Here is a 25860-nt window from a genome sequence, read left to right as displayed (position 1 = left end):
AGTACGAGAATTTATGTTTTATGAAGGCTCAATTTACCGTCCGCCGAGTGAATCCTCTAGTCTCATTCTACAGGTCACCGTGGGTTGCAAGCATAATCAATGTACCTTCTGTAGCATGTATAAAGGCAAAACCTTCCGTCAAAAGAAGCGCGAAGAAATAGACGTAATAATTGAGGAGGGAGCCTCTTTATACCCCTTCGCCGAACGGATCTTTCTTGCTGACGGGGATGCTCTCACCTTCGAGACTGAACTCTTAGTGGATATTCTCAAGAAAATTTATGCAAGGTTTCCACATCTGAAACGGGTCGGCATTTATGGCGGACCCTTGGATATCTTAGCAAAATCTCCCGAAGAACTAAGCCTCCTCAAGCAACATGGATTGCACATCGTCTACTTAGGTATCGAAAGCGGAAGCGCCGAGGTTCTTCAGCACATAAAAAAAGGCGTGACCCCTCAGGAGATGATCAACGCAGGGCAACGCATTGTTGCTAGTGGTATTCTTTTATCTTGCACAGTCATCTCAGGTCTTGGGGGTACAGCGTTAACAAAAGAGCATGCACTTGAAACAGCCAAAGTCGTGAGTGCCATCGATCCTCAATACTTTGGAACCTTAACCTTGATGCTTGACCCTGAAGCTCCACTCAGGCGACAAATGGTAGCAGGAACCTTCAAGCTCCTTAATCCCTGGGAAATCCTCGAAGAACTAAAGCTTATGATTGAGCATCTCGAAGTCCATAATTGTATTTACCGAAGTAATCACGCTTCGAATTACCTAACGCTCAAAGCGCATCTCCCCGAAGAAAAAGATGCCTTACTCTCGAAATTAACTAACGTCATAGAACAACATCGCAAGGAACTGTTAAGACCTGAAACGTGGCGCGGACTATAAATTAATGCATTCAGATTTTTACCCTAAACTGAATCACTTTGGCCTTGATTAATGCTTTGTAGAGAATGAGAAGCAATGGGAATAGGAAAACTCCAGCTATTCCCATTGCTTTGAATCCAACCCAAATGCAAATCAGCGTGGTTAATGCATTTAAGCCAATTCTCACTCCCAGAATCTTCGGTTCGATAATGCGGCGCAAAACCGTAATTAAGAGGAATAAGACAATCAACCCTACCCCGAGAAATATATCTCCTAAAGCCATTGAAAACAATCCCCAAGGGACGAGCACAGAGCCTGTACCCAGAATCGGTAAAATATCTACAATCACGATAAGGAGTGCTAAGGCCATGGCATAACGCACACCAAGGATAAGTAAACCGCTAAGGCTTACCAGGTAGGTAATCGTACTTAAAATGACCTGGGCCTGTAAGAAACCAACTGTAGCATTGCGTAAGTCTGAGAGAACGACTTCGACTTTTGGCTTAGAGGTATCCTTAAAAAATGAGAAGAACTTACTTTTAATCTTCTTTAGATCGAGGCTCATCATATAAAGCGAAATGAAGAAAATAATCATTACAATGAAAAAATTAGGAATTGCAGCGGTCAGGTTAAACGTATAAGCACCGAGACTTGAAAGAAGATTCAAATTCGATAATTGCTGCATAAAGTTTGTATAGATCTGTTCGATTTGCATCCCCATTTCAGGAGGAAGGAAAAGGGTAAATTCATGAATCTGCTGAAAAACATCAGAAAACCAGGTTTGAATCTCTGGGATATTTCTCTGTATATATTTCATTAACTCAAGGACTTCTCGGATCAGTTTGGTCGAGAGGAAATAGGTGAGGAGGATAACCCCACCAAAGAAAAGAAAATATGAGATATTTACTGCAATCGGCCAACTGATCTTTAATTTCTTCACCATCCATAGATTAAACGGTTCTAAGAGTAAAGCAAAAAGGAAAGCGATAATAAAAGGTGTAAAATGCGGAAATATGGAGTAGAAAAACAGTGGTACGAAAACAAAGGCCAAAATCACCAATAGAGTAACCGCAACCTTTTGTATATATTCTTTCATGCTTAATACTCTCCTCTGTCTTCAATAAATCGTTACACCCCAATTTTAGGTTATTCTCGACAGTTTGTAAATTCTATGTCGTCTTATGCTTATAATCAAATAGAAACGACCTATGAAGAAGGATCAAGTGATTCTTTCTCGCAGGTCGTTTCTAGAGTCAGTTACTTATTCTCCGCAATGTAATAAATGAGTTTTTCTGTATCCTCCCAGCCCAGGCAGGCATCTGTTATTGATTTCCCGTAAATATTTTCACCGATGCCTTGGTTCCCTTCCACAAGATAACTCTCAATCATTAAACCTTTAACCATCTTCTGAAGGTTTATATCATACTTTCTGCTCATTAAGACTTCCCTGGTGATTCTAGGTTGCTCATAAAAACATTTCATTGAATTAGCATGATTGACATCAACAATAATAGCCGGATTATGAAGCTCTAGTTTTTCATATTCTTTTGCCAGATACGTAAGATTTTCATAATGATAATTTGGAATATTTCTTCCGTTCCGATCGACTGCCCCTCTTAAAATAGCATGCGTATACGGATTACCTGTCGATTCTACTTCCCAACCATTATAGATATAAGAGTGCGGATGTTGCGCCGCAAAAATCGAGTTCAACATGACGGATATATCCCCACCTGTTGGATTTTTCATTCCTACTGGTGTATCTACACCACTTACCGTAAGTCGGTGCTGTTGATTTTCTACAGAGCGCGCTCCAATTGCAATATATCCCAAAACATCGGCAAGATAGCTGTAATTTTCAGGGTAGAGCATTTCGTCAGCTGCCGGCATGTAGGATTCAGATAAGGCTCTAAGGTGCAATCTTCGAATAGCTTTGATTCCCTCACATAAATCCGGTTTTTTTTCAGGATCAGGCTGATGCATCATTCCCTTATACCCTTCACCTGTCGTGCGTGGTTTATTGGTATAGATTCTCGGGATAATTAAGAGCTCTTTTTTAACCTTTTCTTGAACTTCTGCCAGCTTACTGATATATTCACACACCGAATCTTCATTGTCTGCAGAACATGGGCCAACAATCAGGAGAAAACGATCATCTTGATTCGCAAAAACGTTTCTAATTTCTTGATCTCGTTTCTTTTTGATCTCCTGAATATGACTCGGCATGGGAATATGCTCTAAAACCTCTTCAGCCGTCGGTATTCTCTTAATAAATTTCATACTCATCTTTCTTCCTCCTAATCAAACGCCAAGCCTAGATAACCGGAAGCTTCAGGCGTAATCTCAACGTCACTTTTTCGCTGCATCTTAAACATTCCAAATGGATGAATGGAGCCTCCTAAATTCTCCCCTAAGTAGGTAGGTGTACGCACGACATACTCCTTGGCCGATATGTGTAAAGCAATTTCTTTAAGTGCATTTGGAATAAGCTCTCCAGAAATTAATATCTCTTTGATGAGTACTTTATCGTACGTCACGCGTTCGATAGCTACACAGCCTTGTCCTTCTCCACAGTCGAGAGCGTAGATTTCTGCTCCTGACATTTGTGAAAGCTTCTTCTGATAGGCAATTTCTTCATCATTATAGGCAACATAGAGCTTACCCTTAAGTTGTTGATCTCGCCTTTGATTATACTTTTCGGGAGTTATGGCCGAAATTCTGCAGGGGCTTATTTTGTGAAGAGCAAAAGGATCAAGCTCGTTGCCCTGAAGAACAGATTCCCGAATATAGAAACCTTCCTGATATCCCAATTTACGATAGAAGTCAAAAAGGGGCTTTCCTGCAGGGACAAGCACTGAAAGTTCTTTCTGAGTTTGCCCCAGAAATTGGTTGCTGAAATCAATGATTTGAGTGGCAAGACCTCTGTGCTGATCGTCAGGATGAGTGGCAATTGCATAAAACATTGCTGAATTCAAGCTTCGTTGATCTTGAGTTACAACACGGATCGGAATCTGAGTCAGCATTGCTGCGATTTGACCTTTGTCAAGCAACACAACCGTATCCTCCGCCTTGTATCGGTTATCGTAATAAAAGTCGATAAACGAATCCGCATCTCCGAAACATCGTTTCCATATTTCTTTTTGTCGAACAATCTCGCCACTTTGGGCCAGCCTAACGTTAATCATTGGATATACTTCGCCCAAAACTTTTCCTCCATTTTGACGGGGTGATAAGACAACTTGGCCTTTCTCAACCCTTCATAACCCATATCTTCCTCACGATTGATATAGATTAGTTCAGGGTGCTTTTCTTTGATCAGAACCGCAAACTCACGGTTGATCATCTGATAAGCGCCCTGTATCTCACCAAAGGCTTTTTCAATATGAGTAACAAAAGTATCAGAGTTTAGCTTTTCTCCCATCGTAAAGGCAATAATTTTTCCATCCAAACGCAGGAGTCCACCCTCTAGCCCCAACGTCATAAAATTATTAAAGCATTGACGAACGGCGCACAATTCTTCTACGAGCTGTTCATCTTCTTCGTATTTGTTCGCCTTACACCAGGCTTTATTCATCTCCCAGCATTCAGCTAAATTCTCTATAGTGATCGGTTCAAAGCTCCAATTATTATTTTCCTTGAACCGATTAATATGATTCCGTTTCGAGTGGAGCTTATTACCCGAGAGAGAGATAAGCTTATCTAACAAATACACATAATCAAAAGCGTCGCGAGCTTCTTTATATTCAACGTTATCAGGATATAAGCGTCGCAACTCTTCCACATTCTCAGGCGAGATTCCCGCTAAAATAAATTCATAATCACGGTCTACCGCATCTTGTTTCATCTCATCCAAAACGTCCTTGATATCCCCTGAACCTGCTGGCCAGAAATAAGCCGGTTCATTGACGATATGACCACTCTTAACCACAAGGTAACCATTAACCTGGGCCACTTGATACCTGTAAATTTCTGACCAGGCAAATATGTTTGTAAAATTTTGATGACAACCTTTCAAATCAGCTGTCTCAAGTAACGGTTCAATCCACATTTTGTCTTTGAGCTCTACTTTTTTAAAGTTAATCATGATCTTCTTTCACCTAACCTATATTTCATCTCATTAAATTTCATATATTTTCACATCAACTAGGATATAGATTACTAATATAAGGGGATACGCTTATTTCTACTTCGCTCTTTCTTGAATAATAACCTTGATTGTATCTCCAGCCTGCTTACCCATCTTTGCTCGAATATCTTTTCTAATACCTAAGATATGGCAAGGCGTTTTCATTTTAACAAGACTTCCCTCATATACTTCGCCATCGAAAGTAGCTGTTACGGGTACTCGTCCTTTCCCAAACTCTGCCTTAACGTCGAAGGGGATTTCGATATAGGCTCCGTCAATATCGGGTACCTTCTTAATCTCCGCTTCAAATTCATAGACCTTGCTCATGTCAAATTGACCTCTTTCCAAAAAATACTGAAGTACATAAATTAAAATTATTTTATTATAGCATATTTACCTAAGAGCTACCACAAAGTAGAAAAAAACGCTTCCTATTTTTAACATATTTTTAGTTAGAACGAAAAAAATATTTTTATATAAGTTTGTAAAGAATACCAAAATAAGAGAGGTGTAATATTATGTGGTTCGCAAAATCTCAAGAAGACGTTCTCACAAAGCTTGACGTCGACCCAGCCCTAGGACTTACTGCGCAAGAAGCTCAATCCAGGCTGCAAAAGTATGGTGAAAACAAACTGAAAGGTAAGCCGAAGAAAAGCTTAATTTCTTTATTTTTCGCCCAATTCAAAGATATGCTTATCTATGTCCTCCTTGGAGCGGCAGTCATCACCTTAATTATTGGAGAATATGTTGATGCTATCATCATTCTGTTCGTTGTCATTTTAAACGCGGCGATTGGAGTCTTTCAAGAATATAAGGCTGAAAAAGCGATTGAAGCGCTTCAGCAAATGACGACCCCACGCTCCCTCGTTCGCCGCGATGGTAAAGTGAGAGAAATCCGCTCCGCAGAAGTCGTCCCTGGAGATATCATTGTCATTGATGCGGGCCGCTTCATCCCTGCAGACCTGAGACTCATTGGAAGTGCAAATCTGCAAATTGAAGAATCCGCTTTAACCGGAGAATCTGTCCCCTCCGAAAAAGATGCAAAAGCTATACATGCAGATCCCCAAACACCTTTGGGCGATAAGTCCAACATGGCCTTTATGTCTACTCTCGCAACCTATGGTAGAGGTGAGGGGGTTGTCGTTGCGACAGCTATGGAAACCGAAATCGGTAAAATTGCCAAGATATTAGATGAAGATACTGAAGAAATGACTCCTCTGCAAAAAAGGCTGGATGAACTTGGTCGGATATTAGGATATCTCGCTATCGGTATCTGTGTTTTAATGTTTATCATTGGTTTCTTTCAAAAGCGAAATTTGTTCGAAATGTTCTTAACTGCAATTAGTTTAGCCGTAGCTGCAATTCCAGAAGGACTTCCGGCGATCGTCGCTATTGTCTTAGCCCTCGGTGTAACTAAAATGTCAAAGATAAATGCCATTGTAAAAAAACTTCCAGCTGTTGAAACTTTAGGTTCAGTAAATATTATATGTTCCGATAAAACAGGAACTCTGACCCAAAACAAGATGACCGTAGTTAAACATTACACTTTAAATAATCTCTTCGATATTCCCGCACAAGGACTTGAGTTAGTAGCTGATAAAGACACCCAAGAATTACTGAAAACATTTATTTTATGCTCGGATGCATCCTATGAAAATAGTAAAGGAACAGGCGATCCCACGGAAATTGCTCTTGTTGTTCTTGGAGATCGCTATAGCCTCTCTAAACGCTCTTTAGATTCTGAATATAAGCGTGTTGGTGAAAAGCCCTTTGATTCGGATCGTAAACTCATGTCAACGCTCAATGAAGAAGAAAAGGGATACCGTGTTCATACTAAAGGTGCGATTGATAATATCTTAAGAATTTCAAAAAATGCTTTAATCCACGGTGAACTCGTTCCCTTAACTGAAGAGATGAAGCACGAATACTTAAAAACTGCTGAACAAATGTCAGATGATGCATTACGAGTTCTAGGGGCAGCTTTCAAAGATACGGATCGAATCCTCGAGCCTGAAGAAATGGAACAGGATTTAACGGTCATCGGACTCGTGGGAATGATCGACCCCCCACGATTAGAAGTAAAAGATTCCATTAAAGAAGCTAAACATGCGGGAATTACACCAATCATGATTACAGGTGATCATAAAAACACAGCTGTAGCGATAGCTAAAAAATTAGGGATTGCTGAATCTCTTGAGCAATCCTTAACCGGTGCTGAGATTGATACGTTTTCTGATGAAGAATTTGCCAAGAGAATCAATGAATTTCGAGTCTTCGCGCGCGTATCCCCTGAACACAAGGTGAAGATCGTTAAAGCCTTCAAGACACAGGGGAACATTGTCTCTATGACCGGTGATGGGGTTAATGATGCTCCTTCGCTCAAAAGTGCTGATATCGGAGTCGCGATGGGGATTACAGGTACGGATGTTGCTAAAGGTGCCAGCGATATGATTTTAACAGATGATAATTTCACCACGATTGTTCATGCGATAAGAGAAGGAAGAAATATCTATAGCAACATTAAAAAGTCCGTAATTTTCTTACTTTCCTGTAATTTAGGAGAAATTATTGCGATCTTCCTCTCCGTTCTTTTCTTTTGGCCAGTTCCCCTCCTCCCTACACAAATTTTATGGATTAACTTAATTACAGATACTCTCCCTGCTATTGCTTTAGGAGTTGATCCCGGCGATAAAGATGTGATGAAAATGAAACCACGTAACCCGAAAGAGAGCTTTTTTGCACTGGGTGCTGGAAAGCGAGCGATCATCGGCGGAACGCTAATTGGTATTCTAACTCTGCTCGCCTTCTACTTCGGACTGAGCGAATATGGTTATAACTTAAATTCCAAAAATATCCCTGAAAGAGTCTTAACTTATGCTCGAACAATGTCCTTCGTTGTTCTTGCAGCTTCACAACTTTTCTACTCCTTAAGCATACGTAATCCTTCCAAGTCTATCTCCACCATTGGCTTATTCTCTAATAAGTATCTTATAGGTGCTATCGTCGTAGGCTTGGCCCTCCAGCTAGGCATGATATCTGTACCTTTTCTATCTCACGCCTTTAAACTTCAATGGCTTTCCGCTCGAGATTGGTTCATCGTTATCGCCTTTGCTCTAGTTCCCCTTCTCATCAATGAACTTCTCAAATCCTTTAAACGAAAAAAGCAGCTGTAATTAGCGCAAAAGCTGTTGCCCGGGAAAATTTATGTTCAAGTGCAACAGCTTTTTAATTATTGTAGTTTTAAATATTCGAACAATTTATGAGGAATAAATATAATTTTTTTATTAAAAAGTATGTACTTATTCCTCAATGTGTTGTTATAATAGTGCGTATACAATATTCTGTTAATATTTCAAAAAAAGGAGCAGAACATCCTATGAATACTAGCGCTCAGCCCATCGAGGTTAGCGAAACCCTTACGTCGAAGAAGATACACTATAATCTGTCCGTATCTGAATTAGTCGAAACAGCTCTCGCTCGCAAAGAAGGAGTTCTCGCTTCTTCAGGAGCTTTGCGTGTAAGTACAGGAAAATATACAGGCCGTTCACCTGAGGATAAATTTATTGTCGATGAACCCTCAGTACATAATCAGATCGCTTGGGGCACTGTAAACCGCCCAATTTCTACAGATTGCTTTGAAAATCTGTACGATCAAGTTAAACTCTATCTTAAAGAACGTGAACTTTTTATCTTTGACGGATTCGCCGGTGCCCATGAGAAATATCGTTTGCCCATTCGAATTATTAATGAATATGCTTGGCAAAACCTCTTTGTCCATCAACTCTTTATTCGACCGACTGAAGAGGAATTAGAAAGTCATCAACCCGGTTTTACAATTATTGCAGTTCCTGGCTTTAAAGCGAATCCCAAAACCGATGGCACACATTCAGAAGCCTTTATCATCTGTTCATTTGAGAAACACGTCATTTTAATCGGAGGAACTCAATATGCTGGCGAAATGAAAAAATCCATCTTCAGCGTGTTGAATTACTATTTACCCCTTCAAAAGACCCTCTCAATGCATTGCTCTGCAAATATCGGAAAAAGTGGCGATGTCGCCCTCTTCTTTGGGTTATCCGGCACAGGTAAAACAACACTCTCAGCTGATCCAGAGCGACGTTTGATTGGCGACGATGAACATGGTTGGTGTGAAGATGGGGTTTTCAATTTCGAAGGTGGATGTTATGCCAAGTGTATTGACCTCTCCAAAGAAAAAGAACCTCAAATTTGGAATGCCATTCAATATGGGACTGTTCTTGAAAATGTTATTCTCGATTTAGAGACTCGGCATGCCGATTATGCTGACAAATCATTAACGGAAAATACCCGTGCAGCATACCCTATTGAACATATAGGAAATGCGGTTATACCCGGCGTCGCAGGACAGCCTAAAGTAATCTTTTTCTTAACTGCTGATGCCTTTGGAGTATTACCTCCTATTTCAAAATTATCTAAAGAACAGGCTATGTATCATTTTCTCTCGGGATATACCTCAAAATTAGCGGGAACAGAACGCGGCATTACTGAACCAACGGCAACTTTTTCCACCTGTTTTGGAGCCCCGTTCCTTCCGCTCGAACCCCGCGTATACGCGGAAATGCTCGGCGAAAGGATTTCAACGTATGACACAAAAGTTTACCTCGTGAATACGGGTTGGTCCGGTGGATCTTATGGAACGGGTAAGCGAATTAAGTTAGCTTATACTCGAGCCATGATTACATCAGCACTCAATGGCTCGATTGAACAGGCGAACTTCACCGCTGATCCCACATTTGGCTTATTCGTGCCTGACCATGTAGATGGAGTTCCTAGTGAAATCCTAAACCCCCGCAATACTTGGACAGATAAAAACGAATTCGATTCGATTGCAAAAGACTTAGCATCTCGTTTCGCCCAAAATTATAAGCAAGTTAACACACTATATTAAACGAAATTAAACATTCCGTGAGGGAGTAGTTTGCACAGCATCGCTGTGTGGTAAGTCAACATACTGACCTTTTGGGGTCTGGCTTACCTTAATGAATGAGACTCATGTGTAGCGCGGCCTTGCTATACATGTGCCTTTGTTGAGAAACTCAAAGACTCAAGTATAGATTTCGCTATACTTGAGTCTTTTCTTGTTGGGTAGACTAAATACAAACACTAAAAAGTAAAAAAGGAGTTATAACATGGGATTTTTTGAACTATTAATCATAGCCATTGGATTATCGATGGATGCTTTTGCGGTTGCCATCTGCAAGGGATTATCTCTGAGAAAAATGAGTTACAAGCGAGCTCTAACAGTTGGTCTTTTCTTTGGCGCTTTTCAGGCCGTAATGCCACTCATCGGCTATCTTCTCGGCACTCAGTTCAAAGCTAGCATTACCTCGATTGACCACTGGATTGCCTTTGTCCTGCTATCCATTATCGGTATCAATATGATTCGAGAATCAAGAGAGGGTTACGATGAGATTGACGACTCCTTTAACATTAAAGACCTGACCGTCCTATCTCTTGCAACGAGTATTGATGCCTTGGCTATTGGCGTAACCTTTGCCTTTTTACAAGTCAATATTCTTCCAGCAGTTTCCGTGATTGGTATTACTACCTTCTTATTTTCTTTTGTGGGTGTAAAAATCGGCAATGTGTTCGGAACGAAATTCAAATCTAAAGCCGAGTTTGCAGGTGGCCTTATTCTCATTGCCATGGGACTCAAAATTCTACTTGATCACCTTGGACTTTATTAATAACTTTATTGATGCTTTCATTATATAAATAACTCAGGCTCTCTCCGTCGAGCAAACTCTATTTCTAATTCGGATTTGTGTCTTAAATAATCTTGATCCTCATAATACTTAGCATTTACAGGGCATTTTTTAACACATGCTCCACATTTAATGCAAATCCCAATTAATTTAGAAGGATCCTCAGAATCAATGGAGCCCATAGGACAAATATTGACACAATGTTTACAATCCGTACAATTGCTATTCGTCTTGGGCGTAACCCTTCGAATATCAACAGGATTGCCTTGTCTATCCCTAGGCATATAATAGTTTCGATAGGGTTTATTTCCATTGACAACAATAGGTTGAATTTCAACTTGTGTTGTCATTTTTTTATCGATTTGTTTTGCGAATTCTCGGCTAAAGAGGCTATCTTTTTCATCAGGTCTGTTTTGAGCCAGTATTTTAGAAAAGGCGTGTTCTCCAATAAACGCTGCGGCTGCGATGACTTTAAAGCCATCTAATTCAAGGATATCTTTTAATTCGATTAAAGCATCATCATAATTTCGGTTCCCATAAACGACGATTGCAACCGCTAATGCCCCATTACCCTGAATTGAATTTAAATATTTCAGTAATACATTAGGAACTCTTCCCGCATAAACAGGGATTCCGATAATAACAACATCGTCTTCTTCATAAGAGACGGCAGCTTTTCTTCCTTCCGGTAAGGTAAAATCCATATTCCGAATTGTTTTTCCCTTCTCACGATGTTTTGCCAGTTCCTCGGCTATGCTGGTTACAATTTTTCTCGTCGTATCAGTTGCACTAAAATAGAGCGTATTGATCCTTTTATTCACAATGATCGGCCTCCTCTGCGACTTATACACCTCACCCAGTATTCCCAACTCATTATAACAGAATAATCTGAATATTTCTCTAAAATTATAAATCAGTATTGCCTTTTGAGTATTTTAGAAACCCTTTTTCCATCTTTAAGCTAATCATTCCTGATTCATTCAGATATTCAACATAAGATCTTAACATTCTCTCGATCACAGCATATCGAGAGATGCTCCCTATACTGATGTTGAAACTCTTGAGGACGGCCTTCGTGATATCTTCCAGGGTCATAGCTTCCTCGATGAGCGAATATATTTTGGCCGCGCGCTGTTTATAAAAATTAAGATTATCAGTAATCAGTTTTGTAATATCTTGATCACTATATATCCCTTTGTGGGCCACTATATATTTGGTGCATTTTAAGTCATAAAGTTTTTCTTTACTTTTTAGATCTTCTCTTAGGATAAATGCATAGGGCATTTTAGCCCCCTCCATCACTTCATAGCTGATGAGAGCATCCCCAAGATAGGCTACATTATCTGGCGTAATAATACAGATATGGGCAGGACTATGTCCTGGAGTATGAAATATCTTAAATTTGATGCCGCAGACATATATTTTATTTTGGTTATCCTCGATCATAATATCTGTATCACAAACCATATGTCCAAAATGCTTTTCAACCTCAGACAAGGTTTGGCTACTGTAGTACGTTTTAAGAGTGACTGTCGAACTGCAAAGAAGCGCTTCAAAAGCTGACATCGCAATCAGGCAGTTATACTTTTTCTTGAAACAATCATTATTTCCGATATGGTCGATATGGGCATGACTATTAATTATACCCACTATTCTAAGGCTATTTTCCTCAAGAAGGTTTTCAATTCCTTCTCTCTCCTTCACCCATCCTGTATCCAACATAATAATTTCTTCATCATTTATTTTATAAATAGGAATTGCTGTCATTCCGGTATCGATACAAAACGTATTCCCTCTAACTTGTATTAGTTTCATCCCAATCTCCTCTGTTTTTCCTTATTCCTTTGCAAGGAATAACTCACAATTCTTCAATCAAAGCCTTAAAGCCTGGTAAGGCTTTCTCGATTGTCTCATAAGCGACACAATAGGCAATTCGAATATATCCTGGACAGGAAAAGGAAGTACCGGGTACAACGAGGATATTTTTCTTCTTAGCCAAATTGCAAAACTCAACATCATCCTCAATGGGTGTCTTTACAAACATGTAAAAAGCCCCTTCAGGTTTGATACATTCGTATCCGTACGACAAAAGTCCGTTATAAAGAAGTTCACGATTCCGATTATAGGTTGCAAGGTCCACCTTCGCATCTAAACACTTAGCGATGACCCGCTGAAATAAGGATGGAGCATTTACGAAACCTAGAATACGAGTTGCGATATTCGCTGCTGCAATGACATCTTCGTGATCCGTTACCTGATTTGGAATCACGAGATAGCCTATTCTTTCGCCAGGTAAAGAAAGGGATTTACTAAAAGAGTATCCGACTATTGTATTCTCATAGTATTTTGTAAGATAAGGCACTTCAGCATGATCATATGCCAGCTCACGATAGGGTTCATCAGAAATGAGGTAAATCTCTATCCCAAATTCCTTCTGCTTCTCTTTCAGTATTTCCGACAGCTTAATGATAGTAGCTTCTGAATAAATAACACCTGTGGGATTATTAGGTGAATTAATAATCACCGCTTTCGTATTAAGGGTGATCTTGTCTTTAAGTTCTTCAAGATTAGGTTGAAAATCAACCGTATTAGGAGCAACGACAACTAATTTTCCCTCATAGTTTTTTACATAGCTTCTGTATTCACCAAAAAACGGGGCAAACGTAATGACCTCATCCTGGGGATTGAGTAAAGTTTTAAAAACAACGTTTAACCCGCCTGCCGCGCCAACAGTCATAACGATGTTATTATGGGTAAACGAAGTGCTGAATTTATCATTGATGGACTTTGCAATCGCAGCTCTTACGTCTTCATAACCTGAGTTATTCATGTAACCGTGAATACTTATCGCATCTTCTTCATTAACAACCTCTAAAATTGCCTTTTTTACTTCTGCAGGCGATTCAACACTCGGGTTTCCCAGACTAAAATCATATACATTTTCAGTTCCATAAATCGCTGCCAGTCTTTTCCCTTCTTCAAACATGGCACGAATAATCGAGCTGTTCTTCACCTGCTCTTGCATTGTTCTTGATATCATCGTCATCAACCTTTCTTCAACACGTATACACGGGGACGATTCTTATGTCTATCTCTTTAATCTATCCTAGAATTACTGTTCCATTTATTATGTATTCTCTATTTTTATTAATACAATTTACGCAAATAATACTAAAGATTACCTGAGAATAGTATATCGACAAATCACGTTTTGTTCAAGGCAGACAGAGGAACAATACTTGGGAAGCCCCAAGTATGAACTTCTTAAAATATAAGCAAAATATTTAACCCCTCCAGAACTTGGAGGGGTTTTATACCATCAAAATCTTTTCTTTCATCTGATATCTTTTAGGGTATAATAAACGATTCCGAGTGTTCCCGGGCCTACATGTAATCCAATAACAGGCCCTATATCCATGATATCGATGTTGACGTTTAGTTTTTCTTTAATCACTTTTGCCAATTCTTTTGCCTCTTGTTTGCAATTTATATGCTCAACCGCAATTTCACCTAGCCCCTTCTCGCTGATATCCTTGACCACTTGATCTACCATAGCTCGCAAAGCATTTCCTTTTGTCCTTACCTTCATTAGCACTGAGGTTTTTCCATTTTCTACTGTCAATATTGGAATAATTTTAAAGAGGTTTCCTAGCAAGGCACTGGCCCCACCTATTCGACCGCCTTTTCTGAGATAATCAAGATTCTCTGGGATAAATAAGAACCGACTTTTATTTATATTTTCAAGCGCTGCCTGCGAAACCTTCTCTAATGACATTCCCGCTTTCGCAGTCCTAGCAGCCTGAATGACTGAGAAGCCGAGTTGCATGCAGTTAGATTTCGAATCAATAACCGCAATCTTTGCATCCTCATATTTCTCCAAAACCATTTCCTTAACAAGCTGTGCTGTAGAAAATGTACCACTCATCTCAGAGGACATAAAAATACAGCATAGCTGATCTCCCTTTTCAACTCCACTTATCATTTCTTTTTCCAAATCTCCAACAGAAGGTTGTGAAGAAGTCGGGATTCCCTTTTGAGCCATCATTTGATAAAAGCTCTCATTATCAATGTCAGTTTCCTTCATACTTTCATTGCCAAAGGATAGGCCTAAGGAAACGACTCTAATATCCAGCTCTTTTCTGATCTCTTCACTTAAATAACTTGTGCTATCTGTTAAAATTTGTACTGCCATTCTAGCTTCCTCTCATCGCTCATTCCAAGATTAGTATATAAACAAAATCTATTTTAATCAAGACAGAAGAACCGTCCCTCTATCTACAAGATTATGGTGACAAAGCATACCCCAAAGATAATTAGAAGCTTCTATATATATAAATGAGGGTATCCCCAATGATAATAAAAATTACCGTTTGGGAATACCCTCTCATTACGTCAGCTCCATGAATAATTATTTAACGGGGACTGAAACTTCGACTTTGTTTTTATAAGCGTTTTCAAGTGCTCCTATGTAATCACCATGTGCATCCTTAAGACTAATCGTTGCACCTGATGTTACATCAGCAAGTGCTTTCTTCTCATCCGCTGAAAGCTTACCATACTTTGCGACATCCTCAGGTTTTGTCGCTTTTTCAGTTAACGGACGACCATTAAGGTCAGAAGCGTTTTTAGCAAACCAGTCTTTAATTTCTGCCACTGTTTTGCCTTTCATGAATTCTCCAAATTTATTCATTTGAACTGACCAACCGCCTATTTGACTCTCCAAACCGTAGGCTTTGTCGCCGCGATTAATTTTTGATTGCCAGTTTGCAAGTTCTTTCTTGGCGCTGTCTTCCGTGGCAGCTGCAGCGGTGAGATAACCCGCTTGACCAGGGAATCCTGAGAATATTGGTGCGCCGCCAGCGACATGCTCTTTATCATTTGGCGAAAATACTTCTAAGCCATCAAAGGAGACATGAACAACTTTTCCGTCCTGATCAAAGATCGCATCAGCCATTGTATAGTTTATCGTATAAACTTGTCCGCCATTTGCATCCGTACCAGGTCCAACACGAAGATTCGCTGTTTGACCTAATCCTTGAAAGAGTTTAACTTCTTTTTGTGCCTGAGCCGCAGGAGCCTGTGCTGTCTGAGATGCACCGCACCCCCCTACTAACAATGCCGTAGTCAAAACCAAAGCAGTTGTAATAGCCTTTACTTTTTTCATCAATAGCCCTCCTACACAACTTTCTTTTGTACTTACCTATGTTCTCCTAGCCTCCACAATTAAAGATATAAATAGATTAGTAAAATAATGCCTCCTTCCAGTGATTATTTTATTAATCCGGGCAATATTGTATGTTAACTTGGAAAAGTAAGTACCTAAATTGTTAATCTTCACTTATAAATCCATTAGTGAAAATACGAATAAGCACGATTTAAACTACTCATGGCAAATTGCAACTAACTTGGCTCAATTTTGAATTTACCATATCCTACATATTATGTCAAGAAAATAATTTAGACAAAATATCCTATCTCAATCATCCACATCAGAGATACAAGCATGATGAAACTCAATACTACGACCACATCTCTTTTGGATAGTTTAAAGCAATAATAATATAACTCTTCAGGATTAACTTTCTCCACAAAACTTTCTATCTTCTCTAATTTCCCAAAGGAATCCACAATTAAGGAAACGATAATCTGAGCAATCCCTTTTACATTTATTTTAAACCATCGTCCACCTTCTCCCATAACTGAACGCATACTTTCTCCTAAACTATTCTTTACTTCAACTCCCATCGATTTAAGCTCAATCACAACGCACATGACCACTTTTAAGTAGTCCTCTACAGGTACCCCCAGTAATTTCAAAGGCTTCAGGAGTTTATCCAGCATCCCCAACACCGTCTTAATCGGGGTTGAATGGAAGTACAGGATGCTTACATACCAAATAATAAACAATCGGAATAATCTTAGAAAGCTTTCATAGGTTCCTTGTTGATTCGCAAATAACGCATTGTTAGAAAGCGAGTAGATAAGGGTATTCATTAATAGGCCAAAAAGGTAAGGAATCAGGACGATGATCGCATACGAGGTCGCACTGATTAATAAAGTTTTTGGCTTTATTTTCGATGCTAGAGTCATAATTCCTAAGTAAATAGTTAGAACGCCAAAACTCATCATATTTTGAACCCAAAAAGGCAAGATAGCAAGGAGTGTGGCTAGAATAAACTTAATAAGCCCATCCATATCCGATCTCTCAGCGCTTTGGGCCTGTTTTAGATTTGTTAAAGTTGAATTACTTGACATGGCCAATGCAATTCTTCCTGCTTATTTTTCATCTTTAAAAACCTCTTTTTTTCTTATCTCATTGATTGCCATTTCGCCTATACTTCCTGTAATTAAGCCTGTAATTACTGCAGAAATTATGAGCACAGGAAGATAATATAAAATAACAACTTGTCCCAAAATAAACGATGCCACCACAATTTGTGCTGTGTTATGCGTTATAGCTCCAGCAATACTTATCCCTTTAATGCTCAAAAACCTCGAAAGTTTTTTATACAGCAACAACATAACAAGAGCACTCAGGATGCCACCGCTCAAACTAAAAGCGAGCATCATCACACCCCTTGTTAGTATTGCGACTACAAAACTACGTACGATTACAATGAAAAGAACATCCTTCCAGCTCAAAAATACAACAGCAATCATCGTAATAATATTTCCGAGTCCCAGCTTAATTCCAGGTACAGGAATAGGGATGGGTATAAACGATTCTAGAAATGAAATTAGGATCGCATTGGTCACGAGTATAATAATCAGTGCATATTTCTTATTTTTGTTCATCTATGATTACCTACTTTAGTCAGAATGCTGATCATTCAAATTCTCCTTTAATCTCTCCCCTAATCACGCCTTAGCCAAAATCCACATCATCTTATTTAACATATTGATATTCATTACTTTCGTCAAGGAACTCAAAATTTTCCTTTAGACCTTCGGTGACATAGATTTTTTTATCTTTCGTAATAAAAACCGCCTCAATTCCACCCTGCTTTTGGATAAGTTCCCTGCCTTTCTCTAAGCCTAAGATAAAAGCTGCCGTATCAATCGCATCCGCATTAAAGGATGAATCTGTGATTAAAGTAACGCTCATCAAGTCTGACTGAGCAGGATATCCTGTGCGTGCATCAATAATATGATGATAACGTTTGCCATCTTTTTCAAAGTAGCGCTGGTCATCTCCTGCTGTTACTACCGCTTTATCAGTTACGGTAACGGTACCCACGATTTGCTGACCACTCGTTTGGTTCGCCTTAGGCCGAGGATTACGAATTCCTACAGTCCATGGACTTCCATCAGGCTTATTACCAAGGGTTACAACATTACCACCAAGATTAATATAAGCAGATCGGATACCGTTCTTTTTATAGATATCCCTCGCAACATCTCCTGCATAGCCTTTGGCAATGCCTCCTAGATCCACCTGTTGACCGGCTCGTTTTAAAGAAGCTAAATTTCCATCCACTTCTAAGTCTTTATAATTAATAAGGGTAAGTAGATCTTTTATTTCCTCTGGCGTTGGAATCCGTTCATTTTCAGTTCCAATACCCCAGCTTTTTACGACTGGGCCTACTGTCACATCAAAGGCACCTCCGCTCAGTTCCGAAATGCGTTGCGCTTTGTTCAATATTTTAATCGTTTCCGAATTCAATTCAACCTTCGCTTTTCCTGCATTTTCGTTAAGTTTATAGATATCGCCTTCAGGCGCATTAAAGGTTAGAAGGGCTTCCAAATCTGTTATTTTCTCCATAGTCTCATTGGCAGTAGATTCTCCATTCGTGCCATAAATCTTTTGCGAGATAACTGTCCCCATTGCAAACCCATCGGCTGTATATGCTTCATCGTTTGATTTTGAAGTAGAGTTGGAATTCGTGTTCGAACTACACGCTGTTAATATTCCGGCAGCCATGATAACAAGTACTATTGAAGCCAACCTTTTTCCGATTTGTTTTTTCAAGTTCAACTACAATTCAGCCCCTTCTGCAATAACTTAATTGTGCAACTAGAAGTTTCTCACTGAAGATTTAAATCACGATATCGATTTGACCTTTATTCTCTTTATCTGCTTCACCTCCTTCAATTGTTATTATGATCTGATTTGGAAGACAAACAATAGATTGATAAGATTGATTTATCCAGCCGGTATCTGAACAGATATGATTTGGACAAAGTTCATCGCTCATTTCAAGCAATCTTACACTTCCATTTTTAGATTCAATTGAGGCAATATTGCCATTAAAGCTAAACTCATAAGTTTTGACTTCACTCGAATAATTCAATGCGACTTTCTTAACCACTTTATTGTCCACTTGAATAACGATAATTCCATCTTGATTGTTTGGTTTTGAAATCATCATAATCCCCATTGACAAAATACTTAATAATAAAATAACTGCGACAATTATTTTTTCTAATTTTTTCATGTTAACATTTTCACCACCGTATTCAAATCGATTTATCCCTAGAAATCTTCTGGTCATTAAAGGATAAAAGCATTTATATTATTATACCAAAAAAGGTTGAACAAATTATGATGAATTATCGACAATATTTCGCTTTTTTACGACATTAGACCTGACCCATACCGATTTTCTAAACGCGAAAATTCTTGCATCAATCGATCGTATACATTTTTCTTTTCATTTTTAAAATCGCCCACCGTGTGGAAATAAACCGCTTTTCCTTCATAGATGCAATGTTCACGTTTGCTAATGTATAATGGAATAAAAGCGAGATGATGACCGGTTCGCTTTATATAATATCGTTCTAAGTCAAGAAATCCATCATACATTTCCCCCATATGTGGACCTGGATCTGTATAGTCAATATCTGGGCAAATCAATAGATTTTCTCCGTTAATCAAAGCTTTAAGACTCTGATTAAATGTCTTAGCAATGGCTCTTGAACCGCGAAAAACAGGAATCGCATTCATCCCCTGCATTATTCCCGATACCCAAACTGATACTGGATATGCGATAACCGCGGCCAGTCCCTTTGGGATACCCCTGCGCTGGGTAAAAGTATAATCATAAAATTGGCGGAAGCATGTTCGTTGATCGCTAAATACACTCAGAACCCATAAGTGCACAGGAATATTAAGCCAAGCTATGCTGAGAATCGGGCCTCGCAAGTTCTGATGATGCACCACATAAACTACAGGTATGCCTGTATCATTTATATTTTTCTCCGATAGACAAACCCGATATCTCGAAGAAAAGCAGCGGATACAAAAACGCGAAAATTTATAGATGTTTTTGCTAATTTTATCATTCATTTTTTTCACCTTGAAAAATAATCATTCGCATCAATACTCTCCGTGTCCCGAAAAACCCAGCGCAACTGAACCTGATAACTAAGAAACCCTAATGCAATATCGATGATAAGCTTAATAATTGATTCATTGATCCCCCAAAACAGGCTAATTGTATATACCAGACTAGAAGAAATTATCATTAATATAATTGCCCAAATATAATAGCGAACTGCCGAGCTTACCAGTTTGCCTTTGTCGGCAAAAATGATTCTCCGGTTCATGAAAAAATTCAAGATAGAAGACATAAAACGAGCAATACCTGTACTTAGCAAAATCCGTACAGGCGCAGATAGATTAGCGAGGATAATACTATTCAATACAAAAAATCCTGCTATATCAATAAATCCGGTTACTATCGTTGCTCCGGAATACTGGATAAGCCCTGAGGAAAGGCGTAGGAAAATTGGGATCGCATCCCTTACCGTACTAAAATGTGAACCAGAATTGTTATCGAAGTAAACCGTCTGAATAGGCACCGTTGAAAAGCTGACTTTATGGTGTCTTGCTTTAATCAGCACGTTGATTTCATAATCATAGCGCTCCCCACTCGTCTCAACCATCCATATAAGCTCACGTATGGGTATACCTCTAAGACCAGTTTGCGTATCCTGCAAATTATATCCATAGAGGGACTGAAAAAGAAAGCCAGTCATCAGGTTACCCATATAACTGCGTAAGGGCACATTAGACTCTTTGAAATTCCGCACACCTAAAACAAGGGAATTTTCCTTTAACGACAGCCTCTCTGCAATCTTGCAAACATCCTCTACCGTATGCTGACCATCAGCATCAGCTGTAACCACGCCGTCCAAATAAGAGTAGTGTTCAATAATATAGGTGAATGCTGTTTTCAAGGCTTTCCCTTTGCCACGATTCACTTCATGAACAAGCACTGTACAGTGCTCCATCTGTTCTATCTCATGAAAAATAGGATTATACGAACTATCACTACCGTCATTTACAACAATAACCTTTGGTACACCACGCTCTAGCAAGGCTCGTACAAAGTCAGTTAAAGCGAGTATTGGGTTTAACGCCGGGATAATAACCGCGCTGTTAACGCGTATTGTCTTTTGAGACTTCATATTCAAAAATTGCATCATTCCTATCCATTCAAATCAACGCTTGCATTTCCATTCTCATCCAATTTCATTATATCATATCCTTTCATCTAACTTCCTTGTCTAATAAAAAAAGCTATGAAGGCATACATGCCAACATAGCTTTTTAAATCCAATTAATTTCATTTAACGCATATTATCGAGGGTCTTCTTGATTTCCAAGAGAAAATCTTCTGTATTAACAACTCGTTTATTAGGGATATCTGCAATAAGAGCCAAATCTTTCGTCATAATTCCTGCTTCGATTGTTTTCAACGAAGCTTCCTCTAATTGGTTGGCAAACTCAACTAAATCCATCAATCCATCAAGTTCTCCACGTTTTTTTAAGGCGCCCGTCCAAGCAAAAAGTGTAGCCATAGAGTTCGTTGATGTTTCTTCCCCTTTAAGATGCTTGTAATAATGGCGTGTAACAGTACCATGTGCTGCTTCAAACTCATAATTACCTTCCGGTGAAACGAGTACGGACGTCATCATAGCTAGACTTCCAAAGGCAGTTGCCACCATGTCTGACATAACATCGCCATCATAGTTTTTACATGCCCAAATATAGCCCCCTTCAGAGCGAATAACACGAGCAACAGCATCATCGATCAACGTATAGAAATATTCAATCTTCGCTTCTTCAAATTTTTGCTTATATTCCTGATCATAAATTTCTTGGAAAATATCTTTAAAGGTATGGTCATATTTTTTGGAAATCGTGTCTTTCGTTGAAAACCACAAATCCTGCTTCACATCAAGAGCGTAATTAAAACAAGCTCGTGCAAAGCTTTCAATAGAGCGGTCAATATTATGCATCCCCATGAGAACGCCCTTATCTTTAAATTCAAAAATGGTCTGGCGCGTTTCTTCCCCTTTTTCATTGGTAAAAACAAGCTCAGCTTTTCCGGGCTCACCGACTCTATATTCAACATTTCTATAGATATCGCCATAAGCGTGACGGGCAATCGTAATCGGTTTTTTCCAAGTTGGAATCAAAGGTTGTATACCCTTCACAATAATTGGAGCCCGAAAAACGGTTCCATCGAGGATCGCTCTGATCGTCCCATTCGGACTTTTCCACATCTGTTTAAGATTATACTCTTCCATCCTCTGAGCATTCGGGGTAATCGTTGCACATTTAACGGCCACACCGTATTTCTTGGTCGCATTCGCTGCATCAACTGTGATTTTGTCCTCTGTTTCATCTCGTTTCTGGAGTCCAAGATCATAGTAGTCTGTCTTTAATTCGATATAGGGTCGTAGCAAAATTTCCTTGATGGATTTCCAGATGATTCTTGTCATCTCATCCCCATCCATTTCAACCAAGGGAATATTCATTTGGATTTTCTGCATTTTCTTCCTCCTTAGGTTTCCAATTATTTCGAAGTACAATCATTGTACGACATAACAATTATGTATTTTATAATAGTTATTGTATCTTAATACAAGGATTTCTTCCACTTGTATTATGTATATTTATTTTTTATAAAACTCCATATTTTCTTCAATCAATTTTTCTTCCCAGGTCATTCGGAGCAAAACTAAATCTTCTCTATAATCACTCTTCGATTCATCTTTGTCATATTCAAGATTTTCAAGAATATCAATCATAAAATTCTCTGCCCCTTGCTCATTCCATTCCTTTTGTAACTCCCGATTAGGATGAGAGTTGCCTTCCAGTTTAAACTGAGAGCTATTCATCGCACCCTTTAAATTCTGACTCGCTTCTATATAACATTTGCTGTTCATTTGCGAACGAATAATAAATAGTCCCATATCGGGTCTCATTTGCTTGTATTGCAGCTTTAATTCTTTTTTTCGATCCACCTTAATACCCCATCTCCTTCAATATTCTGGATAGAGTACGTAAGCGTTCGCCAATGAGTTCATCATCATCACTAAGCACTTGGCTAAACAATTTAATGTCTTCATCAATTTTTTCATTATCTGTACAAACAGCCACTGTCATTGCATCGCCCTGTAATCCTACTCTATCGATCATCGAATTTGCTGGGTCATATAATTTCTCATACCGGTAAGCTTCTCGAAAATGAAGTTTAGTTCGGCAAACAAGAATGGCGAGATCAAGTACGCGATGAAGGGGTAATTCCTCAGATTGTCTAGACCATTTTTCTCCTGTATATCTCCAAACTTTGGCGGAAATATCGACCTTTCCTCGATCATTCCATTGTGCTAATCCTAACGAAAGACCTTTGGCATCTGTATTATAAGCATATCTCCCATCAATATCTTCATAGTTTTCTGATACAATAACCGGTTTATGTTTTAACGTTGTGGGTATTTTCATCATTATTAACCTCCAAAAATAGTCGTCCTGCTACTTAATTACTAGATTAGTAACTTACTGATCTAGTAATTAAGAGTATACCCAGTTTTGAATTTTATGTCAATTAAAATGAAAAAATAAACGCAGCCTAGGGTAAATTCAGTTCATTACCCAGGCTACGTTCATATTAGGTATCGTAGATTAATTACTTGTGGCGAATCCTAGAGTTCTTTCAATGTTTGCAAAATCAACAAATCGACTTTCTCTTAGGATTTCTCTGCCTTCATACATCATTAGAATAGTAGGTACAGTAAAAACTAAAGATTGTCCCGCTATCTCCATTTGCTCATCCACGTTTATTTTTGCAACCGTAATGGGATAGTCATCAACTAGATTCATCAGCTTCGGAAAAACAGCATGGCAAACACTACAGTTTTCAGAACTGAAATATAAGATCACCGGATCTTTTTCTTTTTCCATCATTAACTCTTCAAATTGTTCCTTCGTTTGAATAGTAATAGCCAATTGATCACTCATTTTATTATGTTCTCCTCTTCAATTTCAATACTACCCCCCACGGGTACTATCTTTCCTATAATATGACATAAACCGTTGTAAATCTCAATAGTCACTTTTAGAATAGATCCGTACGTTCTCGTTTCCATCAATGGTCGCTAACGGTACATCCTGAATTTCCTTATATATCGGTCCAATCCTCTCTTTAAGCCATGTCTGATCCCTTCCGATTTCTTTAAGAAGCAATAGATCAATTTCTCCCTCAGCGATAATTGGTCTTGTTAGGGTAAACTCTTCAGTCTCTAACTTCATATCTGCGGGAGTAAGCGGTTCGTATTGAGAGGTCCTAAAAATGGATATTGTTCCTCCCGGTTCCCATACGGCAAGTGCTACTTTTTGGATATCCTCTATTTTCTCTTTGCGAAGCTCCGAGAATAAATAATCTATAGAGATTCTTGCCTTCGATAAATTTTGAAATTGGATTGCGCCATTTTTGATAAGTATAAACGGTGGAGGATCAACAAAGCGTCTGAATAACGTCCATTTCAGACTCAACCACGTCGCCAGAACATATAGCACAATTAGAACAGAAGACGTAATCATCGAACCTTTTAACCCCAATTGTTCATCTGAAAGCGGATGGGCTATAATATTTCCAAGGATCAGAGCAATAATAAAGTCAAGGAACCTTAACTGAGAAATGGAGCGCTGTCCCATCACTTTAGCTAAAAGCAATAAAAATACGAAGCTAACGATACTTCGTAAGATCCATTCAAGTGCTGTCAATGAGTCTTGACTTTTAAGGAAATCCAATACATTTCACATCCTGTAATATTTGGAATATAAGTGTTAAGTATCTCCGATCTCCCAGTTTATATACTGTTTATCCTATTTCTCTTATCAATTGCTCAATTTTTTCGGTGCACCGTTTACCACCGCAAGGGCCTCCACCTGCACCTGTATGCTTTTGAACTTCGATTACAGTTTTTGCTCCATTACGTATCGCTTTTTTTATTGTTGCTTTGGATATCCCCTTACAGACACACACTTTTGTCAATTTGTCGAGTATTTCAGAATTCAAATTCTGTTCCATATTATCCACTCTGTTTCATCTCCACTTTTATATTAAAAAAGCACCTGCCATCAGCAGATGCTCCTGTATACTTCCAAAAATCTTACCTTGCCAGAATTTTTTCCTTCAATCGTAACGGTTTAAATTCCTTTTCAATCGCTTCTGCATCTGCTTTTTTAGGGTGAGTATCTAGAAGCTGTTTGTACAGCTCCTCTACCTTGTCGTATTTACCCAATTTACTATAGGCTTCGGCCAGACCCACTGCGTAAATAAGCGATGGTTCCATACTGTAAGCTTTTAAGTATAGTTTCTCAGCCAAATTATGCTTACCTTTTGTTAATGCTTTCTGTGCTTCTTTTGACAATTCCTTAAGAGTATTTATATTTTCAACAATATTGCTTTCCTCTTGATCTTTTTCTATAGCATACAGATGATTGATCGCTGCTCTGTTATTCGGATCGATAACTAATGCTTTTAAATACATATTTTTAGCTTCAGTAATATTATCATTTAGCTTATAGTATTTCGCTAACCTTGTGCAGGCAGCGCAATTATTAGGATCCATCTTCAGGATAGCCTCATTGACATTGTAGGCATCTTCCCCCCACATATTTCGTAAAGCCATTTCACTTGCTTCGTCCACTAACTTTTGTAAATTCATCGTATTCATTTTATCCTCTTTTCGTCATAAAATACAAAAAAGCAGACAACTCATCCTGTAATTGAGTTTCCCGCTCATGATTCCGAAAAAACAATATTACTATTAAATATTAACATGTATCGAAAAATATAGCAACTTTTTGGAAGTATTTGGCGTTT

Annotated in this window: 27 protein-coding genes; 4 read left to right on the top strand and 23 right to left on the bottom strand. The window is 38.8% G+C overall.

Annotated elements, in window-relative coordinates; genetic code table 11:
- Positions 1 to 13 precede the first annotated feature (13 nt).
- Positions 14 to 889, top strand: a complete 876-nt coding sequence (locus DESME_RS04865; RefSeq protein WP_006714971.1) for a radical SAM protein — start codon at positions 14 to 16, stop codon at positions 887 to 889.
- 10 nt (positions 890 to 899) lie between these two features.
- On the opposite strand, the gene ytvI is transcribed toward DESME_RS04865, so the two are convergent.
- The 5 genes from ytvI to DESME_RS04840 all read right to left on the bottom strand — a co-directional run bounded on the left by ytvI (position 900) and on the right by DESME_RS04840 (position 5321).
- On the bottom strand, positions 900 to 1964 hold the full coding sequence (gene ytvI, locus DESME_RS04860) for a sporulation integral membrane protein YtvI (RefSeq protein ID WP_006714972.1): 1065 nt from the start codon (positions 1962 to 1964) through the stop codon (positions 900 to 902).
- A gap of 161 nt (positions 1965 to 2125) precedes the next feature.
- Positions 2126 to 3154, bottom strand: a complete 1029-nt coding sequence (locus DESME_RS04855; protein ID WP_006714973.1) for a 3-deoxy-7-phosphoheptulonate synthase — start codon at positions 3152 to 3154, stop codon at positions 2126 to 2128.
- Between the two features lie 11 nt (positions 3155 to 3165).
- Positions 3166 to 4071: a GNAT family N-acetyltransferase gene (locus DESME_RS04850; protein ID WP_006714974.1), complete on the bottom strand. Its 906-nt coding sequence runs from the start codon at positions 4069 to 4071 to the stop codon at positions 3166 to 3168.
- Positions 4050 to 4952: a DUF2156 domain-containing protein gene (locus DESME_RS04845; protein WP_006714975.1), complete on the bottom strand. Its 903-nt coding sequence runs from the start codon at positions 4950 to 4952 to the stop codon at positions 4050 to 4052. The genes DESME_RS04850 and DESME_RS04845 overlap by 22 nt, the downstream gene beginning before the upstream one ends.
- A gap of 99 nt (positions 4953 to 5051) precedes the next feature.
- Positions 5052 to 5321 carry a DUF1905 domain-containing protein gene (locus DESME_RS04840; RefSeq protein WP_006714976.1) on the bottom strand — a complete coding sequence of 90 codons (270 nt, stop codon included), beginning with the start codon at positions 5319 to 5321 and terminating at the stop codon, positions 5052 to 5054.
- 191 nt (positions 5322 to 5512) lie between these two features.
- Between DESME_RS04840 and DESME_RS04835 the strand changes: the two genes are divergently transcribed.
- The 3 genes from DESME_RS04835 to DESME_RS04825 all read left to right on the top strand — a co-directional run bounded on the left by DESME_RS04835 (position 5513) and on the right by DESME_RS04825 (position 10720).
- Entirely contained in the window at positions 5513 to 8167 is a 2655-nt protein-coding gene (locus DESME_RS04835; protein ID WP_006714977.1) for a calcium-translocating P-type ATPase, PMCA-type, read from the top strand.
- A 203-nt stretch (positions 8168 to 8370) separates the two neighbouring features.
- Positions 8371 to 9921, top strand: a complete 1551-nt coding sequence (pckA, locus tag DESME_RS04830; protein ID WP_006714978.1) for a phosphoenolpyruvate carboxykinase (ATP) — start codon at positions 8371 to 8373, stop codon at positions 9919 to 9921.
- A 241-nt stretch (positions 9922 to 10162) separates the two neighbouring features.
- On the top strand, positions 10163 to 10720 hold the full coding sequence (locus tag DESME_RS04825) for a manganese efflux pump MntP (RefSeq protein ID WP_006714979.1): 558 nt from the start codon (positions 10163 to 10165) through the stop codon (positions 10718 to 10720).
- A 20-nt stretch (positions 10721 to 10740) separates the two neighbouring features.
- Here the strand turns inward: DESME_RS04825 and DESME_RS04820 are convergent, their stop codons facing one another.
- From DESME_RS04820 to DESME_RS04735, 18 genes are all read right to left on the bottom strand, one after another.
- Positions 10741 to 11559, bottom strand: a complete 819-nt coding sequence (locus DESME_RS04820; protein WP_006714980.1) for an EFR1 family ferrodoxin — start codon at positions 11557 to 11559, stop codon at positions 10741 to 10743.
- 85 nt (positions 11560 to 11644) lie between these two features.
- Entirely contained in the window at positions 11645 to 12553 is a 909-nt protein-coding gene (locus DESME_RS04815) for an MBL fold metallo-hydrolase (protein WP_006714981.1), read from the bottom strand.
- A gap of 43 nt (positions 12554 to 12596) precedes the next feature.
- Positions 12597 to 13778, bottom strand: a complete 1182-nt coding sequence (locus DESME_RS04810; RefSeq protein ID WP_006714982.1) for a pyridoxal phosphate-dependent aminotransferase — start codon at positions 13776 to 13778, stop codon at positions 12597 to 12599.
- Between the two features lie 294 nt (positions 13779 to 14072).
- Positions 14073 to 14930 (bottom strand): DegV family protein, encoded by an 858-nt coding sequence (locus tag DESME_RS04805; protein WP_006714983.1) that lies wholly within the window; start codon positions 14928 to 14930, stop codon positions 14073 to 14075.
- A gap of 216 nt (positions 14931 to 15146) precedes the next feature.
- Positions 15147 to 15902, bottom strand: coding sequence for a hypothetical protein (locus DESME_RS04800; RefSeq protein WP_006714984.1), 756 nt, complete (start codon positions 15900 to 15902; stop codon positions 15147 to 15149).
- A gap of 293 nt (positions 15903 to 16195) precedes the next feature.
- Positions 16196 to 16993, bottom strand: a complete 798-nt coding sequence (locus DESME_RS04795; RefSeq protein ID WP_025248669.1) for an energy-coupling factor transporter transmembrane component T family protein — start codon at positions 16991 to 16993, stop codon at positions 16196 to 16198.
- Positions 16994 to 17014: 21 nt separating this feature from the next.
- Positions 17015 to 17533 (bottom strand): Gx transporter family protein, encoded by a 519-nt coding sequence (locus tag DESME_RS04790; RefSeq protein ID WP_006714986.1) that lies wholly within the window; start codon positions 17531 to 17533, stop codon positions 17015 to 17017.
- Between the two features lie 91 nt (positions 17534 to 17624).
- Positions 17625 to 18713 (bottom strand): FAD:protein FMN transferase, encoded by a 1089-nt coding sequence (locus DESME_RS04785; protein WP_041483960.1) that lies wholly within the window; start codon positions 18711 to 18713, stop codon positions 17625 to 17627.
- A 61-nt stretch (positions 18714 to 18774) separates the two neighbouring features.
- Positions 18775 to 19173: a NusG domain II-containing protein gene (locus DESME_RS04780; protein ID WP_006714988.1), complete on the bottom strand. Its 399-nt coding sequence runs from the start codon at positions 19171 to 19173 to the stop codon at positions 18775 to 18777.
- A 137-nt stretch (positions 19174 to 19310) separates the two neighbouring features.
- The gene (locus tag DESME_RS04775; RefSeq protein ID WP_167998829.1) at positions 19311 to 20033 is read right to left on the bottom strand and encodes a glycerol acyltransferase; all 723 of its coding nucleotides are present in this window, start codon (positions 20031 to 20033) and stop codon (positions 19311 to 19313) included.
- Positions 20030 to 21148 carry a glycosyltransferase gene (locus DESME_RS04770; protein WP_041484093.1) on the bottom strand — a complete coding sequence of 373 codons (1119 nt, stop codon included), beginning with the start codon at positions 21146 to 21148 and terminating at the stop codon, positions 20030 to 20032. Before DESME_RS04770 ends, DESME_RS04775 begins: the two co-directional genes overlap by 4 nt.
- A gap of 162 nt (positions 21149 to 21310) precedes the next feature.
- Positions 21311 to 22519: an NADP-dependent isocitrate dehydrogenase gene (locus DESME_RS04765; RefSeq protein WP_006714991.1), complete on the bottom strand. Its 1209-nt coding sequence runs from the start codon at positions 22517 to 22519 to the stop codon at positions 21311 to 21313.
- Between the two features lie 123 nt (positions 22520 to 22642).
- Complete coding sequence (locus tag DESME_RS04760; protein ID WP_006714992.1) at positions 22643 to 22993, bottom strand: GIY-YIG nuclease family protein; 351 nt, start codon at positions 22991 to 22993, stop codon at positions 22643 to 22645.
- Position 22994: 1 nt separating this feature from the next.
- Positions 22995 to 23474, bottom strand: coding sequence for a DUF6530 family protein (locus tag DESME_RS04755; protein ID WP_025248667.1), 480 nt, complete (start codon positions 23472 to 23474; stop codon positions 22995 to 22997).
- Positions 23475 to 23654: 180 nt separating this feature from the next.
- Entirely contained in the window at positions 23655 to 23990 is a 336-nt protein-coding gene (locus tag DESME_RS04750; RefSeq protein WP_006714994.1) for a thioredoxin family protein, read from the bottom strand.
- A gap of 84 nt (positions 23991 to 24074) precedes the next feature.
- Entirely contained in the window at positions 24075 to 24782 is a 708-nt protein-coding gene (locus DESME_RS04745) for a DUF421 domain-containing protein (protein WP_006714995.1), read from the bottom strand.
- 70 nt (positions 24783 to 24852) lie between these two features.
- Positions 24853 to 25062 carry a (2Fe-2S)-binding protein gene (locus DESME_RS04740; protein WP_025248666.1) on the bottom strand — a complete coding sequence of 70 codons (210 nt, stop codon included), beginning with the start codon at positions 25060 to 25062 and terminating at the stop codon, positions 24853 to 24855.
- Positions 25063 to 25144: 82 nt separating this feature from the next.
- A complete protein-coding gene (locus tag DESME_RS04735; RefSeq protein ID WP_006714997.1) occupies positions 25145 to 25711 on the bottom strand; it encodes a tetratricopeptide repeat protein in 567 nt (188 codons plus the stop codon).
- Between the last annotated feature and the right edge of the window lie 149 nt (positions 25712 to 25860).

It is taken from the genome of Desulfitobacterium metallireducens DSM 15288, from assembly GCF_000231405.2.
Classification (GTDB): Bacteria; Bacillota; Desulfitobacteriia; order Desulfitobacteriales; family Desulfitobacteriaceae; genus Desulfitobacterium_A; species Desulfitobacterium_A metallireducens.
Note: the sequence above shows the minus strand (reverse complement) of the source record. Positions and strands in the feature narration are given on the sequence as shown.